Origin of the sequence: Frankia sp. AiPa1, from assembly GCF_023243075.1 — a bacterium.
Taxonomy (GTDB): domain Bacteria; phylum Actinomycetota; class Actinomycetes; order Frankiales; family Frankiaceae; genus Frankia.
Genome location: NZ_JALKFZ020000031.1, coordinates 1 through 17,416, shown reverse-complemented (window position 1 = coordinate 17,416; position 17,416 = coordinate 1). Strand labels below are relative to the sequence as shown.

General features: G+C 71.3%; 14 protein-coding genes. 3 read left to right on the top strand and 11 right to left on the bottom strand.

What is annotated here, in order from left to right; all coding sequences use genetic code 11:
• Positions 1 to 161: 161 nt before the first annotated feature.
• The gene (locus tag MXD95_RS04200; RefSeq protein ID WP_250639192.1) at positions 162 to 356 is read right to left on the bottom strand and encodes a DUF3046 domain-containing protein; all 195 of its coding nucleotides are present in this window, start codon (positions 354 to 356) and stop codon (positions 162 to 164) included.
• Positions 357 to 484: 128 nt separating this feature from the next.
• On the opposite strand from MXD95_RS04200, the gene MXD95_RS04195 reads away from it, so the two are divergent.
• The 3 genes from MXD95_RS04195 to MXD95_RS04185 all read left to right on the top strand — a co-directional run bounded on the left by MXD95_RS04195 (position 485) and on the right by MXD95_RS04185 (position 5,907).
• Complete coding sequence (locus MXD95_RS04195; RefSeq protein ID WP_250639191.1) at positions 485 to 5,335, top strand: ATP-dependent helicase; 4,851 nt, start codon at positions 485 to 487, stop codon at positions 5,333 to 5,335.
• Positions 5,332 to 5,553, top strand: coding sequence for a hypothetical protein (locus tag MXD95_RS04190; RefSeq protein WP_250639267.1), 222 nt, complete (start codon positions 5,332 to 5,334; stop codon positions 5,551 to 5,553). The genes MXD95_RS04195 and MXD95_RS04190 overlap by 4 nt, the downstream gene beginning before the upstream one ends.
• Positions 5,554 to 5,643: 90 nt before the next feature.
• Complete coding sequence (locus MXD95_RS04185) at positions 5,644 to 5,907, top strand: DNA-formamidopyrimidine glycosylase family protein (RefSeq protein ID WP_250639190.1); 264 nt, start codon at positions 5,644 to 5,646, stop codon at positions 5,905 to 5,907.
• Between the two features lie 327 nt (positions 5,908 to 6,234).
• On the opposite strand, the gene MXD95_RS04180 is transcribed toward MXD95_RS04185, so the two are convergent.
• The 10 genes from MXD95_RS04180 to MXD95_RS04135 all read right to left on the bottom strand — a co-directional run.
• Complete coding sequence (locus MXD95_RS04180) at positions 6,235 to 6,786, bottom strand: RNA polymerase sigma factor (protein WP_250639189.1); 552 nt, start codon at positions 6,784 to 6,786, stop codon at positions 6,235 to 6,237.
• A 486-nt stretch (positions 6,787 to 7,272) separates the two neighbouring features.
• Positions 7,273 to 8,019, bottom strand: a complete 747-nt coding sequence (locus MXD95_RS04175; RefSeq protein ID WP_250639188.1) for a hypothetical protein — start codon at positions 8,017 to 8,019, stop codon at positions 7,273 to 7,275.
• A complete protein-coding gene (locus tag MXD95_RS04170) occupies positions 8,006 to 8,848 on the bottom strand; it encodes a PspA/IM30 family protein (RefSeq protein ID WP_250639187.1) in 843 nt (280 codons plus the stop codon). Before MXD95_RS04170 ends, MXD95_RS04175 begins: the two co-directional genes overlap by 14 nt.
• A gap of 373 nt (positions 8,849 to 9,221) precedes the next feature.
• Positions 9,222 to 9,689, bottom strand: coding sequence for a Dps family protein (locus tag MXD95_RS04165; protein WP_250639186.1), 468 nt, complete (start codon positions 9,687 to 9,689; stop codon positions 9,222 to 9,224).
• Between the two features lie 75 nt (positions 9,690 to 9,764).
• The gene (locus MXD95_RS04160; RefSeq protein ID WP_250639185.1) at positions 9,765 to 10,064 is read right to left on the bottom strand and encodes a helix-turn-helix domain-containing protein; all 300 of its coding nucleotides are present in this window, start codon (positions 10,062 to 10,064) and stop codon (positions 9,765 to 9,767) included.
• 148 nt (positions 10,065 to 10,212) lie between these two features.
• A complete protein-coding gene (locus MXD95_RS04155) occupies positions 10,213 to 11,487 on the bottom strand; it encodes a competence/damage-inducible protein A (protein ID WP_250639184.1) in 1,275 nt (424 codons plus the stop codon).
• Complete coding sequence (locus MXD95_RS04150; RefSeq protein WP_250639183.1) at positions 11,477 to 12,091, bottom strand: CDP-alcohol phosphatidyltransferase family protein; 615 nt, start codon at positions 12,089 to 12,091, stop codon at positions 11,477 to 11,479. Before MXD95_RS04150 ends, MXD95_RS04155 begins: the two co-directional genes overlap by 11 nt.
• Positions 12,088 to 13,563 carry a 30S ribosomal protein S12 methylthiotransferase RimO gene (gene rimO / locus MXD95_RS04145; RefSeq protein WP_250639182.1) on the bottom strand — a complete coding sequence of 492 codons (1,476 nt, stop codon included), beginning with the start codon at positions 13,561 to 13,563 and terminating at the stop codon, positions 12,088 to 12,090. Before rimO ends, MXD95_RS04150 begins: the two co-directional genes overlap by 4 nt.
• 353 nt (positions 13,564 to 13,916) lie before the next feature.
• Positions 13,917 to 14,738, bottom strand: coding sequence for a helix-turn-helix domain-containing protein (locus MXD95_RS04140; protein WP_250639181.1), 822 nt, complete (start codon positions 14,736 to 14,738; stop codon positions 13,917 to 13,919).
• Between the two features lie 113 nt (positions 14,739 to 14,851).
• Positions 14,852 to 17,416, bottom strand: a 2,565-nt coding sequence (locus MXD95_RS04135; protein ID WP_250639180.1) for an FtsK/SpoIIIE family DNA translocase, incomplete at its 5' end; no start/stop codon positions are given.

Here is a 17,416-nt window from a genome sequence, read left to right as displayed (position 1 = left end):
ACTCCATGCTGAGGTCGTCGATTCTTGGCCACGGGGCTGACGCTAGGCCCTGGGTCCGACAGTTTCGAGGGCCGTGGCTGATCTGTGGACAAGTTGCCGCATGGGGACAACCATAGACGAACAAGCGTTCGACGCGAAGGCGACACGCCGGACGGGGGCCCTCAGTGCTCCCGGGCAGGCACATCGAACTCCTCGCACACGGCCCGCCACACCGACTTGGCGTCATCCCCGCGGGCCAGCGCCACCTCCACGGTAGCGCCGTCGAGGCCGGCCAACACGTGATCACGGGCGAACGACTCCGCGTAGGAGGAACCGAACTGCTTGTTCATCCTCGCCCAGAACTCGGTCAGCCGCATCCGTCCAGTGTGCACCTGCCTCCGGCACGGACATCGCCTCCCACAGACGCACTAATCCGGCATTCTGGCCGGGGCGGGGCGAGTAGGGCAGACGGAAACTGTCGGAGCCGCGTCGCACACTGGACGGCATGCAGGACGACAGCGCCGGGGAGGACACGGCCATCGAGGACACGGTCGGGGAGGACACGGTCGGGGAGGACACGGTCGGGGAGGACACGGTCGGGGAGGACACGGCCGGGGAGGACACGGCCGGGGAGGACACGGCCATCGAGGACACGGTCGGGGAGGACACGGTCGGGGAGGACACGGCCGGGGAGGACACGGCCGCCGATCCGCTCGCGCCGTTCTCCGCGCCCACGCGGGAGTGGTTCCAGGCCGCCTTCGCCGCTCCGACACCGGCGCAGCGCGGCGCGTGGGAGGCCATCCGCGGCGGTGGCGACACCCTCGTCGTCGCGCCCACCGGCTCGGGCAAGACGCTCGCGGCATTCCTGTGGTCGCTGGACTCCCTCGCCCAGGCCCAGCCGCCGCCCGAGCGCAGTCGCCGCTGCCGGGTGCTCTACATCAGCCCCTTGAAGGCGCTCGCCGTGGATGTGCAGCGCAACCTGCGCGCCCCGTTGGCGGGTATACGGGCTGCGGCCCAGCGCCTGGGGCTCCCCCGGCCCGAGATCGACGTCGCCATCCGGTCGGGTGACACTCCGGCCACCGAGCGGCGCGGATTCGCCGCCCACCCGCCGGACGTGCTCATCACCACGCCGGAGTCACTGTTCCTTATGCTGACCAGCGCCGCCCGGGAGTCGCTACGCGGCGTGCGCATGGTGATCATCGACGAGGTTCACGCCGTGGCCGGAACCAAGCGTGGTGCGCATCTCGCGGTGAGCCTCGAACGGCTCGACGCGCTGCTCGACGAGCCGGCACAGCGGGTGGGGCTCTCGGCGACGGTCCGGCCGATCGAGGAGGTGGCCCGGTTCCTCGGCGGTGCCCGGCCGGTAGGTGTCGTGCGGCCGCCGACAGCGAAGACCCTCGAGCTCGAGGTCATCATGCCGGTCGAGGACATGACGGACCTCGGCGAGCCGCTTGCCGACGCCGATCCCGACGGGTCCGCGGCGGCGGCGAGGCGGGCGTCCATCTGGCCTGCGGTGGAGGAGCGGGTGCTCGATCTGATCCTCGCGCACGCCTCGACGATCGTGTTCGTCAACTCCCGCCGTCTCGCGGAACGGCTGTGCGCCAGGCTCAACGAGCGTCATGCCGATCGCCTGTCACCGGACGAGGACGATCCGGCAGGGGATGCGGCTGCGAGTGGCGCCGGCGGTGACCCGCGCGACCGGTTCCCGGCCGAGACGATGGGGGCGGCCGGCCTCGCCCGCATCGACCCGACCCGACCCGAGGTGGCCCGCGCCCATCACGGCAGTGTCAGCCGCGAGCAGCGACGGCTGATCGAGGAGGACCTCAAGGCCGGCCGGCTACCCGCGGTGGTGGCGACGTCCAGCCTGGAGCTGGGCATCGACATGGGCGCTGTCGACCTCGTCGTCCAGATCGGGTCGCCCCCGAGTGTCGCCGCCGGCATGCAACGGGTGGGCCGCGCCGGGCATCAGGTCGGCGCGCCAAGCGTCGGCGTGGTACTCCCCCGTCACCGCGGTGACCTGCTCGAATGCGCCGTCGTCGCCGAACGGATGCGCGCCGGGCAGATCGAGTCGCTGCGTTACCCGCGCAACCCGTTGGACGTCCTCGCCCAACAGATCGTGGCGATGACCGCGATGGAGGACTGGACCGTCGAGGATCTGGGCGCGTTGGTGCGGCGCACGGCCACGTTCGCGTCCCTGCCGGCATCCGTGCTGGAGGGAGTGCTCGACATGCTGGCCGGGCGTTACCCGTCCGACGCCTTCGCCGAGCTCCGGCCCCGCATCGTCTGGGACCGGGCCACCGGGATGCTGCACGGTCGTCCGGGCGGGCAGCGGCTCGCCGTGACCAGCGGCGGCACCATCCCCGACCGCGGGATGTTCGGAGTATTCCTGGTCGGCGAGAAGTCCAGCCGGGTCGGCGAGCTCGATGAGGAGATGGTCTACGAGTCCCGGGTCGGCGATGTGGTGCTGCTCGGCTCGTCCAGCTGGCGGATCGAGGAGATCACCCCGGATCGGGTGCTGGTCACCCCGGCTCCCGGCCGACCCGGCCGGCTGCCGTTCTGGCACGGCGACGCACCCGGGCGGCCCGCCGAACTCGGCCGGCAGCTTGGCGCGTTCCTGCGCGAGCTCGGCCAGCTCCCGTCCGCCGCGGCCGACGCCCGACTGCGCGATGCCGGGCTTGATGCCTGGGCCGCCGCGAACCTGCTGCGCTACCTGGAGGAACAACGCGCCGCGGTCGGTCACCTCAGCGACGACCGCACGATCGTGGTCGAACGCTTCCGCGACGAGCTCGGCGACTGGCGCCTCGCGGTGCACTCGCCGTTCGGTGCGCCGGTGAACGCGCCCTGGGCACTCGCCCTCGGCGCCCGCCTACGCGAGCAGTACGGCACCGAAGTGCAGATCATGCACACCGACGACGGCATCGTCGCGCGCGTCCCGGACGCTGCGCAGGAGCCGAGCGCCGAGCTCGCCGTGTTCGAGCCGGACGAGATCGACGCGATCGTGCGCGCCGAGATCGGCGCCAGTGCACTGTTCGCCAGCCGTTTCCGCGAATGCGCCGGGCGGGCGCTGCTCCTGCCGCGGCGCACCCCCGGCCGGCGTACCCCGCTGTGGCAGCAGCGCCAGCGCAGTGCGCAGCTGTTGTCGGTAGCGGCGACGTTCACCGACTTCCCGATCGTGCTGGAGACGATGCGGGAATGCCTGCAGGACGTCTTCGACACGCCTTCGCTGGTCGGGCTGATGCGCGAGATCGCAGGCCGCTCGCTGCGGGTCGTCGAGGTCGAGACGCCGGGCCCGTCGCCGTTCGCCGGCGCGCTGCTGTTCGGCTACGTCGCCGCTTTCATGTACGACGGCGACGCCCCGCTCGCCGAACGGCGCGCCCAAGTCCTCTCACTGGACAGCTCACTGCTCGCGGAGCTGCTCGGCGAGGCCGACCTGCGCGAGCTCGTCGACCCGGCGGTGCTCGCCCGGCTGAGCGCCGACCTGACCCGGCTGAGCCCCGACCGGCACGCCCGCGACGTCGAAGGAGTCGCCGATCTGCTGCGACTCGTCGGCGACCTCACGACCGAGGAAGCCCTTGCCCGCGGTGCGACGCCGGTATGGCTGGCCGAGCTCGAGCAGGCCCGGCGGATCCTGCGGGTGCGCATCGCCGGGGAGGAACGCTGGGTACCGGTCGAGGATGCAGGGCGGCTGCGCGATGCGCTCGGCGTCGCCCTCCCGCTCGGCGTGCCCGACGCGTTCGCGGTTCCGGTCGACGACCCTCTCGGCGATCTGCTGTCCCGGTACGCACGCACCCATGGGCCGTTCGACGCCGCCGAACCGGCTCGCCGCCTCGGTCTGGGCGTGGCGGTCGTCGTCACCGTGTTGGAGGCGCTGACCGCGCGCGGGCGACTTGTACGCGGGGAGCTGCATCCTGAGCGCACCGGGGTGCAGTGGTGCGACGCGGAGGTGCTGCGGATGCTGCGCCGACGCAGCCTCGCGGCACTGCGGCGCGAGATCGAGCCGACACCGGTGCGCGCGCTGGGAGCGTTCCTGCCTGCCTGGCACGGCATCACCGGCAGCGGGCGCCGGAGCGCCCGCGGCGTCGATGGCGTGCTGCGCGCCGTCGAGCAGCTGCAGGGGGCGCTCATCCCGGCCAGCGCCTGGGAACGGCTGGTGCTGCCGGCACGGGTGCCGGGATACTCTCCCGCCCTGCTCGACGAGCTGTGCTCCGCCGGCGAGGTGCAATGGGCCGGCGCCGGTGGCCTGCCCGGCGGCGACGGCTGGCTCACCCTGGTCACCGCGGACGCCGCGCCGCTGCTGCTTCCTGTCCCCGACGTCGACGCCGCCGGTGGTCCGCTGCACGGCGCGATCCTCGAGGCGCTCGGCGATGGAGCGGCGATGTTCTTCCGCGCACTGTCCGACCGGGTCGGGTCGCTCGACGACTCCGCTCTCGCCACTGCGCTCTGGGACCTGGTCTGGGCCGGCCAGATCACCAACGACACCCTGGCGCCGCTGCGGGTCGTCCTTGGATCCGGAGGTTCTCGAGGCTCCGGATCCGGTGGTATCGATGGAACCCCGGCTGGCAACGGACGGCGGCGCACCGCCCGGCCCCGGCCGTCCCGCTACGGCCGCCCGGCGATGCCCCGCCGGACCGGACCGCCCACCACAGCCGGCCGCTGGTCGGCGCTTCCCGCCCGTGACGGTGACCCCACCCGACGCGCCCACGCCCAGGCCGAGGCGCTGCTCGACCGGCATGGCATCGTCACCCGCGGCGCGGCCACCGCCGAACACACTCCGGGCGGCTTCGCCGCGGTATACCGAGTACTCAGCGCGTTCGAGGACGCCGGACGTGCTCGGCGCGGGTACTTCATCGAGGGGCTCGGCGCCGCCCAGTTCGCCGTGCCCGGAGCGGTCGACCGGCTGCGGACCATCGCCGCTGCCCAACGCGACGCCGCGGCCACCCCGGCCTGGGCACCCGCAGCACCAGCACCGAGCGCCTCGGACGGCGTCGTCCTCGCCGCGACCGACCCGGCGAATCCGTTCGGCGCCGCACTGCCCTGGCCAGTCCGGCCCGGACCGGCCCCAGACGCCGCCGGGCACCGTCCGGGGCGCAAGGCAGGGGCGCTGGTGGTATTGGTCGACGGCGAGCTCGTCCTGTACGTCGAACGCGGCGGGCGCTCACTTCTGACCTGGTCCGCCGACGAAAAGATCACCGAGCGCGCCGCCGAGGCGCTCGCCCGGTCGGTGATCGACGGAGCCCTTGGCACGCTGAGTGTGGAGAAGGCCGACGGAGGGGTCATCACCACCAGCACAGTCGGCGCTGCGCTCACCCGGGCCGGCTTCCGCCCGACACCGCGCGGCCTGCGCCTGCGGCGGTGAGCGCATCGCCCGGCCGGCCCGAGCCGCCCGAGCCGCCCGAGCCGCCGCCAGGCTGGTCGGGACCGGCCATCACCTCCGCGTGGGACCGGCGGGTACGGGCCCTCACCGTCGGCCTGGTAGCAGTCGTCACATTGGTCGCGTTCGAGGCGCTCGCAGTGGTCACGGTTCTGCCCGACGTCGCTGCCGACCTGCACGGCTTCGCGCGACCTTCGCCCTGACCCTGGCCCTGGGCCTGGCAGGTGCGATTCTGGTTGTTCGCAGGCTCCCAGCGGGCGGCGCCGCAGCCGACGACCAGGTCAGGGGTGACCATGCCCGAGGGTGACACCGTATGGCGCGCGGCCAGGCGGCTGGACGCGGCGCTCGCCGGCGAGACTCTGCTGCGTAGCGAATTTCGAGTGCCGCACCTGGCTACCGTGGATCTGTCCGGGCGGCGGCTGAGGTGCGTCGCCGCTCGCGGAAAGCACCTGCTCACCCGGATCGACGGAGGCCTGACCCTGCACACCCATTTCCGGGGACGCCGGTGGACGATGTGCCCGATCTCGAAGGGCTCGTGCGCCGGGCCCGAACGATGATCTCCGTCGGCGCTCGGGGCGGGCATCAGGCGACGACCGGGTCCACTCGCCCCGGCCAGGAACACTGGGTCTACGGACGCGCCGGGCGCCCCTGCCGACGGTGCGGAAGCAGGATTCGAGGCGCTGATGGTAAGACGGGCAGTGGCAACGGCCCCGGGGGCGGCGACGAGAGTCGCCGCACCACCTGGTGCCCGCGTTGCCAGCCGAGTGCTGACAGTGAGAGTGCGGAACCTACGTCGAACGGCCCGACGGGGGCGGGACGTCAGCTCCACCCGGTTGTAGGTTCCGTGCGGGACGCGGGATCCGGGAAAGCCGATTCTGGATGGATCAGTTCCGGGAGAAGGAGATCAGCCGGGCGCGGCCGCGCGTGAAGGCGCCCTCGGCGGCCTTGAGGCTGATCTCAAGATCCGCCGCCGCCTCCCGGGTGCTCATTCCGGCCGCCCGAGCCATGATCACCTGACGCTCACGACCACGTAGCGCACCCGCACGAGCAAGCAACCAGCGCGCCTCGGCCCGGTCACAGACCGCATCGTCCGGCGCGGGCTCCCACGGCTGCAGGTACCCGCGGACCACAGCCCGCTCGGCCCGCTGCCGGGCCCGGTGATGGTCGACGCACAGACGAAGCACAGTGGTGGTGAGGAACTGACCGACCCGACTCGCATCAAGGTCGCGAAATCCCGCCGCACGGATGAACGCCTCGTGCACGCAGTCCTCCGCATCGGCCTTGCTGGGCAGCCGGCGGCGGGCGATGTGAATAAGACGCTCCCGATGCGGGAGCATCAACGACCAGCGCTGTTCACTATATGGCCGGTCCAGCTCGGCGACGCTCGTGCCGGCCGCGGAACCGCCCGAGGAGATCTCCTCGGTTGGGCATGTCACGGTAAGTCCACCTCTGACCCGCTAGGACCGCGCCACCCCCCAGCGCCCTGCAACCCGATCCGGTACGCGCCAGCACCGGATGACCGCAACGCGCCTTGGTCTTGATGAGCCCGCCGTGTGCCAGACAGCGAGCTTTGGACAAGCCGGACATTACACATCCACTCCTGGGCAGGCCAGTGCCGCCCGGCCCCGACCTCGGCCGCACCAGCACAACAATTACGCACGGTATGCACGACACAGGCGGAACCGTTGGTTTCGCGGCGGCGTAGCACCAGCAAACGGCATCAAATGGCCGTGAATCTCAAGAAGATGGCCACACGCACGACGGCGGACCTTATGACCGATTGCCATGTACTACGGAGCGTAGTCAATGAACCCGGGGTAAACCTGACGATCTCTCCCCCCAAGGTGCCACCCAGTTGGATAGACGACACTGTGGGGGAGGCCCTGTCGCCCGTATCTGCCGTCCAACACAGGAGGTGGGCGTCAACCGGCCAGCGACCGCAGTGCACGCGCGTACTCGCGCAGCAGCTCGGAGTCGGCTCGCAGCCGCTCCAGATCGGCCGCTGATGGGCGCGCTCCACCGACCACCTCGACGGCTGCCGCAAGCAGCTCGTCCATGCCCGCCACCGACGTCTGCATGGTCGCCGCCAGCTCGTCGCGGGCCCGGGCGACCTCCGCCCGCCGAGCCGGGTCCGCCATCGCCCGCATCGCTGCCTCACAGGCCGTGACCCGCACGGCCCCGATCCGCAGCCCGTTCACCAGCTCCACGCCGTCAACGACGGCACCGCGCACCAGGCTCGCGGCCGGACCGGACCGCCCGGCCTGACCAAGCGAACGGGCCAACGCCGCGAGCGCGCCGAGGGCCGTCTCTCCTCTGCGCAGCGGGGCCGCCGCGGCAGACCCACGCAGCTCCCAGGGACTCGGCGCCACCGTACGCGGCAGCGCGACCGCCTCGTCGACTCGCCGCAGCCTCGCGAGTTCCCATCCGCCGAGCCCCGCCCGGACGAGTGCCGCCGCCCCGAGCAGCAGCCACTCCCCGCCGCCCAGCACGGCCCCGACCGGGGACAGTGCTGCCACCGCACTCCAGCCCGCCGTTGTCGTGGCAACCCATCGGCCAGCCCAACGCCGTCCACGGCCGTCCCGCCGCTGGAGCCGGCGCAGCGAGCGGCGCTCGACGCCGGCCCCAAGCCAGTCCGGCAGCCCGGGTACGGCCCGGCTAAGAACGTCCATCGCTGCCCGATTCCTCCGCCGGGCCAGCCTGCGCTGCCGGATTTGCCGTGCCGTCCCCCTTCGCCAGCGAGGGCCGCGCCGCGGCACCGGGCTCGATCTCAGCCGACCCGGACTGCAGGCTGCCGCGCAGCTCGGCCAGACGCGACTGCGCGCGAGCGTCCATGGTCGCCCGACGCACCTCGACCATCCGGGCCTCCATTCCCTGCGAGGCGAGCTCGTGGCGGCCCAGAGCGACGGCGTAGCGGTGTTCGACCTTGTCCCGGATCTCGGCGAGAGTCGGCGTGTCCCCGGCTGGCGCCAGCGGTGACATGCCCTCCATCGCCTGCGTCATCTGCTCCTGCATGGCGGCGTGCTCGATCTGGGTCAGCAGCCGGGCCCGTTCGGCGAGATGCCGCTGCAGGCGCGCCGTGTTGTCCTCGACCGCGGTACGGGCCTGCGCCGCCGAGGACGCCGCCTGACGGTGCAGGTTCTTCAGGTCATCCAGCGATCCCTCCGCCGAGACGAGCTGACTGGCGAAGGCCTGCGCCGTCTCCTCGTAGCGTGCCGCTGCGGCCACGTCACCCGCACCGCGCGCCCGATCGGCGAGCAGAAGCGAGGAGCGCGCCGATTCCGTGAGGTTCGCGACCTCGTCCGCCTGGCGGGCCAGGCGCATTTCGAGCTGGCGCTGATTGCCAAGGACGAGCGCCGCCTGCTGGACCAGCGCCTCGTGCTGCTGGCGGGCGTCCTCGATGGCCTGGTCGATCTGCACCCGCGGATCAGCCCGCTCGTCGAACTTGCGGTTCGCCGACGCCGACAGATACCGGGCAATCTTGCGGACGACATTCGCCATACCACGATCGTCGCACGGCACCGCTGCCCCGGCGTACCCACAGGGCGGGCCCGATCGAGTCGGCCTGACGTCAGACCGGAGGGTTCAGCGCCGTGCGACCGCGCCCCAGACATACCCCGCAGGTTCGACAGGCCGGGACGAATCCGCCGCGCGCGGTCGCGAAGACCACAAGTTGCTCGCCCAGTCCATTGCACCCCTTGCAGACCTGGATGGGCCGGTGGCCTGGCGCGACGTCCTCCTCCTCGGGTCGTGAGGCGGTGCTCACGTCACCTACTTTCTTTACGGCGTTCGTAACCGGGGAGATTGGCAGAACGGCGCGCCAGCCGCCACCCGGCCTAGCCCGTTCGGGCCAGATCCGGATCAGCGGGACCCGTCAGACCATCGCCTGGAACATCCAGTGCTGCTCCTCCAGGTCGTGCACGATGCCGATGATCAGATCCTGGGTTACCGGGTCGGGCTGGCCGGTGGCGTCCATCCGGGTACGCATCCTCGTCACCACACCGGCGAGAACCTCGGTCACGAGCCGCAGCACCTTCTCGTCCGCGACATAACCGGCCTCCACCCCTGGCAGGTGGGTGCCGCGGGCAACAACCGCCGACTGACCATCCGGGTTGATACCGATCGCGACAGCGCGCTCGGCGACCTCGTCGGAGTAGCGCCGGGCCAGCGCGACTACCTCGTCAAGCTGGTGGTGCACGCTACGAAAACTCCGGCCGGTGACATTCCAGTGCAGCTGCTTGGCAAACAGCGCCAGATCGACCAGATCGATCAGGGCGCCCTGCAGCGCCTCACCGGCGACAGTGCCAGCCTCATCGGACAGGGGACTTCGTATTGCGCTCATGGCTCGCTCTCCTCGCTCTCGGACAGCCGCCTGCACACACAGACCTGCCCGGGAACGAGGTGCGTAAGCCGACGCTCAGGCCGCCCGTTCCACCACGGTCGGACGAGCCGGCACCACCACCGTGGCGCCGCCGACCGCGAGCTCGGCAAGCTCCAGGTCCTCGCTGACCTCACGTAGGAGGTCAGCGAGCCGCACCCCGAGTGCCTCGCAGATCGCCGCGAGCAGCTCGGAGCTCGCCTCCTTCTGGCCGCGTTCGACCTCGGAGAGGTAGCCGAGCGACACTCTGGCCGCCGACGACACCTCCCGAAGTGTGCGGTGCTGATCCTGACGGCGGCGGCGCAACGCCTCGCCGATCATGCGTCGGAGCAGGACCATCGAGCCTCCTCCTTCGTCCGCGGGGTGCGTTCACCGTATACCCACCACCACGGCCCTCGGGCCGCCGTTGATGGGACTGTAACTGTGTAAGCACCTCGGGTCCGGCGATTACTCCGGTGTCCCACCGGGCGTGCGTGACGCAGTGTGTTCAGCCTGCCACATTGAAGCCAGTGGTCAACATCCGCCGCAGCAGGTCCAGGGCGGAGACGACGGCAAATGTCCGCACTCGCGCCCGATCTCCCGGCAACCGCACCAGGTGGGTCCGGGCATCCACCGAACTGTCCGGGCCAGCCAGGCCGAGGTAAACCGTGCCCGCCGGATGCCCCTCGGTGCTGCCCGGGCCGGCCACGCCAGTCGTCGACAGCCCGTAGTCGGCGCCCAGCCGCTCGCGCACGCCCGACGCCATCGCCGCGGCGGTCGCCGCCGACACGGCACCCTCGGTGGCCAGCACCTGGGCGTCCACGCCGAGTGCCGAGGCCTTGACGTCCGTCGCGTAGGACACGACTCCCCCGCGGAACACGGCGCTGGATCCGGGCACGTCGGTGAGCCGGCCGGCGAGGAGGCCGCCGGTGATCGATTCGGCGACGGCGATCGTCGCACCGCGCGCGCCCAGCAGACCGAGCACCACACCCTCAAGGGTGTCCTCGTCGCTGCCGTAGACGCCGGCGCCGAGCGCCGCCCGCGCCGCCGTCTCCACCGGGGCGATGAGCGCGTCAGCCTCCGCCCGGTCCCGGGCCCGGGCGGTGATCCGAACCCGGGTCTGCCCCTCGCTGGCCAGGAACGCGATACGCGGATTGCCGATCGGCGCGAGCCGCTCGACCTCACCGGCCAACGCCTCGGCGACCGAGGACTCCCACATCCCCGCGGTGCGCAGAACCCGATGCACCACCACGGCCGGCTGCCCCGCCCGACTCAGCAGATCGGGCAGGACGCTCGCGGTGAACATCGCGGTCATCTCGAACGGTACGCCGGGCATCGCGTAGACAACCCCGGCGCCGATCGCCATCCGCACTCCCGGCGCAGTGCCTGCGCTGTTGGACAGCGGCCGCGCACCGACCGGCAGCTCCGCCTGGCGGAAGTTCATGCTCGGCACGCCGGGACGCCCCTGCCGCTCATACCGGCGGGCAAGCTCCCCGGCAAGCTCTGCGTCCCGGTGCACCTCGACGCCCGCGGCGAGCGCGATTCCCTCGCGGGTCAGATCGTCCTGGGTGGGGCCGAGACCACCGGTAATCAGTACGGTCTCGGCGCGGGTCAGAGCCGTGCGGATCGCGGTGGCGATCGTGCCCACGTCATCGCCCACGACGACCGAGCACTTCAGCGTCACCCCGGCGTCGGCAAGCTGACCTCCGAGCCATGCCGCGTTGCCGTTGACGATGTCGCCGTACAGCAGCTCGTCCCCCACGGCCAGCAGCTCAGCAAGCATCCGCAAATCCCTCGCTGTCGGTGGCCGCCGGCTCCCGCCGGGCTGCCCGGCGACGCAGGGCCAGAGCCCGGTAGACGTAGTCGATCCCGGTGGCCACAGCTACGATCACCCCAGCCGCGAGGATGACCGCGCGACCGGTCGCGGCCGCCCCCGTCAGCGGCAGTATGTACAGCCCGATGGCGATGTTGAGTAACAACGTTTTGACCTTACCGCCACGACTGGCGGCAATCACCCCGAACCGGATGACCCACAGGCGTAGCAGCGTCACGCCAACCTCGCGCAGGAGGACTGCCACGGTCACGACCCAGGGCAGTTCACCAAGCACGGAAAGCGAGATCATCGCCGCCCCGGTCAGCGCCTTGTCGGCGATCGGGTCGACCAGGATGCCGAAGTCGGTGACCAGGTGCCAGTGGCGGGCGATCAGCCCGTCGATCTGGTCGGTGACTGCGGCCACGGCATAGGCCGCGAACGCCGCGTACCGCCATCCGTGGTCGCTCGGTCCTGTGAAAAGGAAAGCCACGAAGACCGGGACCAACGCCAGGCGCACGATCGTGAGCAGGTTCGCCACGTTGAGCACCGGAGCATCAGCGGGGGTATCGGTCACGTCTCGCCGGCCACGCCGGGCCCCGCCTGACCAGGGACGGTCTCGAGCTCGGCGATCAGATCCACACCTTCTGTCGCTACAACTCGCGCCTCGATCACGTCACCGATCCGCACGGGTGAACGCCCTCCTGACGACGGCGCAGCGGGCAGACGCACGACGCACGCGCCGTCAACCTCCGGCTGCTGATGGCCGGCGCATCCATGGGCCAGGCCATCGGTGACCTCCTCCACGAGCACCTGCACCCGCTGCCCGATACGTGCGATCGCCCGGTCAGCGGTCAGCTGCTCAACAAGATCCGTGATCGTCGCCCGGCGACGTTCGATCTCCTCGTCGTCGAGCTTGCCGGCCATCCCGACCGCCTCGGTGCCCTCCTCGTCCGAGTAGCCGAACACCCCGACCGCGTCCAGATCGGCCTCGACGAGGAACTCGGCGAGAATCTCGATGTCCGCCTCCGTCTCGCCGGGGAACCCGACGATGACGTTGGAACGCGCACCGAGGTCCGGGCACAACGCGCGAGCCCGGCGCAGCAGATCGAGGAAGTGCTCCGCACCGCCGAACCGACGCATACTGCGCAGTACCCGCGGACTGGCGTGCTGGAATGACAGGTCCAGGTACGGCGCCACCCCCGGGTTCGTGAGCAGCACCTCCAGCAGCGACGGACGGAGTTCGGCCGGCTGCAGGTAGACCGGGCGCACCCGTGCGATACCTGGCACGGCGGCAAGCTGCGGAACCAGCGCCTCCAACGCACGCAGATCGCCGAGATCCTTGCCATAGGACGTCGAGTTCTCACTGACCAACAGGAGTTCGCGCACGCCCTCACCCGCCAGCCATTCCGCCTCGGCGAGGATGTCCTCGGCGGATCTGGACACATGGGAGCCGCGGAACGACGGGATCGCGCAGAAGGCGCAACGCCGATCGCATCCGCTGGAGATCTTCAACGCGGCAACCGGCCCCGCCGCCAACCGCCGACGCTCCACCGACGGCAGCGCCGTGCCATGCCCCGGCACGTGCACGCCGGCGGACCGTCGCTCCACCGGCGTGATCGGCAGTAGATGGCGGCGGTCGCGGGGCGCGTGTGCCGGCACCTCAGCGCCGTCGAGGACGGCGTCCAGATGCTGACCGATGCGTGGATAGGCATCGAAGCCCAGCACCGCGTCGGCCTCGGGGAGGCTGCCCGCAAGTTCGCTGCCGTAGCGCTCCGCCATGCAGCCGACCGCCACGACCGCCCGCGGACCGTCCCGGCCTGTCTCGTCACGCAGGCCATCGGCAGCGAGGAGCGCATCGATCGAATCCTTTTTCGCCGCGTCCACGAAACCGCAGGTGTTCACCAGCACGGCGTCGGCGTCAGTGGCCTCGTCAACCAGCTGCCAGCCCTGGGTGCCGAGCCGGGCCGCGAGCTCCTCTGAGTCCACCTCGTTACGGGCACAACCGAGCGTGATCAAAGCTACCCGGCGGGGAACGCGTGTGGACACGAGGTCAGGCTACCGGGGCATCGATGGCCGGCGCCGCATCAGCCCGACATGGCGGACAGCAGCAGGCCGGCGTGGTAGCTCGCGTCCGAGCAATCATGGGCCTGCCTCTCCGCTATGTCTGGATGTCCCCGGTCGCGAGGACGGTTCCGCGGAACCGTCGAACCGTGCCCCCCGGACCAAACGGCCAACGCCACCTGTCGCAGCTCCGGCTCCCAGCGTCAGGGCGGCCGACTCCACGTCCACTGGGTCCACTGGGTCCACTGGGTCCACTGGGTCCACGAGGTCCACCACATCCACGAGGTCTCGAGGCGGGAAGGCGGTCCATACCCGTGACCATGGAACGTGAAGCCTTGTCAGCCGGCGCTGTCGCCTCCGCCAAGCTGGCAGCCGCCGGATGCCGCAGCGCTGACTGTGACCGTCACGACCTGGCCGACACCCCCGGGCTGGCCGAGGTCGCGGCCGTTGCAGGAAAGGCTGACGGCGCCGGCGTTACCCATGCGGATGCGCAGTACGCCGGGAGCGGTGATCGTCCGGGAATCGCCGGGCTGAAGAAGTTGGGAGAGCAGTATGTGGCTCTGGTCATCACGGACCTCAAGCCAGCTCTGCGCGTCCTTCGCCACCAGCACGAGGTTTACCCCGGTGGGGGCAGGGGTGGTGGGTTCGGGGGCGCTGACCGAGGGCGGTGACGTGGCGTGGGCGGCGCTGGCCGGGGCAGTTGAGCTGGCCTGGCGCGCCGAGTTGGTCGAGTCGGACGAACCACCGTCGGGCAGCAGCAGGAGGACGACGGCTACCAGACACACCGCCACCAACGAAACGATCATGGCGGTACCCCAGCGGAAGGTGCGGCCGCCGCTTCGGGATGTGCTGCGCAGCGGGTCGAACTCGCCGGGGGGAACTACGAGGACCGGGCCGGTCAGCGACTCGTGGGTGGCGTCGTAGGCGGCCAGCACCGGCCCTGGGTCCAGGCCCAGCGTCGCCGAAATGCTGCGCAGGTGACCGCGGGCGTACACCGTGCCGCCGCAGTGCGAGTAGTCGTCGCGCTCAATCTGCTCGATCAGGGTGGCGCGTACCCGCGTGCGCTCGCTGACCTCGTCGACCGTCAGGCCACGTTCGCGGCGGGCCGCAGCGAGCTGCGAGCCGGCACTGGCCGGCTGCGGAACGTCCACGGACTGCATGACGTGACCTCCACACCGTCCGTTGCTGCCTACTAGCGTGGAGGCAACCGCGTGCGAGTCTACGATTCCCAGGCCGGCCCTGAAAGCAGGCCCACCCGGCCGAGCCCCCCCGGTCAGCCGGCGCGCAGGGTGGTGAGCAGGCCTTCCAGCTCGTCCGGCATGACCAGCACGTCGCGGGCCTTGGAGCCCTCGCTCGGGCCGACGATGCCACGGCTTTCCATCAGGTCCATCAGGCGGCCAGCCTTGGCGAAACCCACCCGCAGCTTGCGCTGCAGCATCGACGTCGAGCCGAACTGGGTGCTGACGACGAGCTCCACAGCCTGCAGGAACAGGGCCATGTCATCGCCGATCTCCTCGTCGATCTCCTTCTTCGACTCGCCCGCTGCCTCGAACACGTCCTCCCGGAACGCTGGCGGGGCCTGCTCCTTCGTATGGTCGACGATCGCGGCGATCTCGTCCTCGGAGACGAACGCGCCCTGGATCCGCGCCGGTTTACCCGCCCCCATCGGCAGGAACAGGGCGTCGCCCAGACCGACAAGCTTCTCTGCTCCGGCCTGGTCGAGGATCGTGCGGCTGTCGGCCAGCGACGCGGTCGCGAACGCCAGTCGCGACGGGACGTTCGCCTTGATCAGTCCGGTGACGACGTCCACCGAGGGGCGCTGGGTGGCCAGTACCAGATGGATGCCGACTGCCCGGGCCATCGCCGTGATCCGGCAGATCGCGTCCTCGACGTCGCGCGGGGCGACCATCATCAGGTCGGCGAGCTCGTCCACGATCGCCAGGATGTACGGATACGGCACGTACACCCGCTCCGAGCCGGGTGGGGTGACGATCTCCCCGGCACGTACCTTGCGGTTGAAGTCGTCCACGTGGCGCACACCGCAGGCGGCGAGGTCCTCGTAGCGGTTTTCCATCTCCTTCACGACCCACTGCAGCGCGTCCGAGGCCTTCTTGGGGTTCGTGATGATCGGCGTGATCAGGTGCGGAATGCCCTGGTAGTTCGTGAGCTCCACCCGCTTGGGGTCGACCAGCACCATGCGCACCTGATCGGGTGTCGCTCGGGCGAGCACCGAGGTGATCAGGGTGTTGATGCAGGTCGACTTGCCCGCGCCGGTCGCGCCGGCGATGAGGATGTGCGGCATCTTCGCGAGATTCGCCAGGACGTAGCCGCCCTCGATGTCCTTGCCGAGGCCCACCAGGAGCGGATGGGCGTTGCCGAGCGCCTCACCGCTGCGCAGCACGTCGCCGAGAGACACCAGCTCCCGGTCGGTGTTCGGGATCTCGATGCCGACCGCGCTCTTGCCGGGAATCGGGCTGATGATCCGCACGTCCGGGCTCTTGACCGCATACGCGATGTTCTTTGCCAGCTGGGTGATCCGCTCGACCTTCACGGCCGCGCCGAGTTCCACCTCGTAACGGGTCACCGTCGGACCGCGGGTGAAGCCGGTGACCCGAGCATCCACCTTGAACTGGCTGAAGACGTCGGTCAGTGAACCGATCACCGCGTCCGTCGCGGCCGAACGGACCTTCGGCGGGGTCCCGGAACGCAGCAGGGTCGGCGACGGCAGCGTGTAGCCACCATCGCCCGGCGGCGCCAGAAACTCGATCTGCTCAGCGGCATCCGGCGAGCCGGGCCCGGGCACGCCCGTGGCCGTGTCGGCAGCGCCCGCCGTGGCCTTCGCCGCCCGGTCGCGCCGACGCCGGGCGGCGGGCGCCGGGGCTGAGGCTTGGGCTGGACCCGCGACGGCATACCCGGTGTCCGCCTCCGGGCCGGCCACCTCGCCGAACAGGTCAAGCCCGACATCGCCGGACGCGGCGGCGACCGCGGCGGCCGCGGCGGCCGCGGCGGCCGGATCGGCGGCATCGCCGGGGGCGCTGGCCGAGCGGCGGCGCGAGCGCCGGGTATTGGGCTGCGCCGCGTCCACGTCGTACGCATCGGGGTCGCCGACCGCCGCAGCGGGCACGCCGACCGGGTCCTCGTCGAGGAACTCGTCGTAGTCGGCGTCGGGCTCCGCCGCGGCGCGCGGCTCGCGGACGCCGGCGGTGAGCCGATCCACGAGCAGGGCCAGCCGCTCGGGCACCTGACGGATCGGCGTCGCGGTGATCACAAGGATGCCGAACACCGCGAGCAGTACCAGCAGGGGGACCGCGAGGAACGACGTCACCGCGCTGGCCAGCGGAAGGCCGCCGATCAGGCCGACGATGCCACCCGCACCCCGCACCCGGTCCACACCGTCCCCGATGTCCGGCAGGCCGCGGGCGATGTGCAGCACGCCCAGCGCGCCCACCGCGAACGCCGACCAGCCGATCACCACCCGGCCGCGGCTGCCAGGATCGGTGGGCGAGCGGACCAGGCGCCAGGCCGCGCCCAGACCGAACAGCGGCAGCGCCCAGGCACCCGCGCCGACGGACAGCTCCAGCGCGGCGGCCACGAAGTCGCCGACCGGGCCACCCGCGGAGAACCACACCGCGGCCGCGGCGAGGATGGCACCGCCAAAGGCGGCCAAGCCCAGACCATCACGCCGGTGGGCCGGGTCGATCCGCAGGTCACGGGCGCCGCGCCCGGTGCGGCGCAGGGCCGTGCCGAGCAGCGTCGCCACCGACATCCACGCCCGGTAACAGGTGCGGACAACGGCCTGCCCGATCAGCAGCGACAGCGGTGGCCGGCGCGCCGGCCG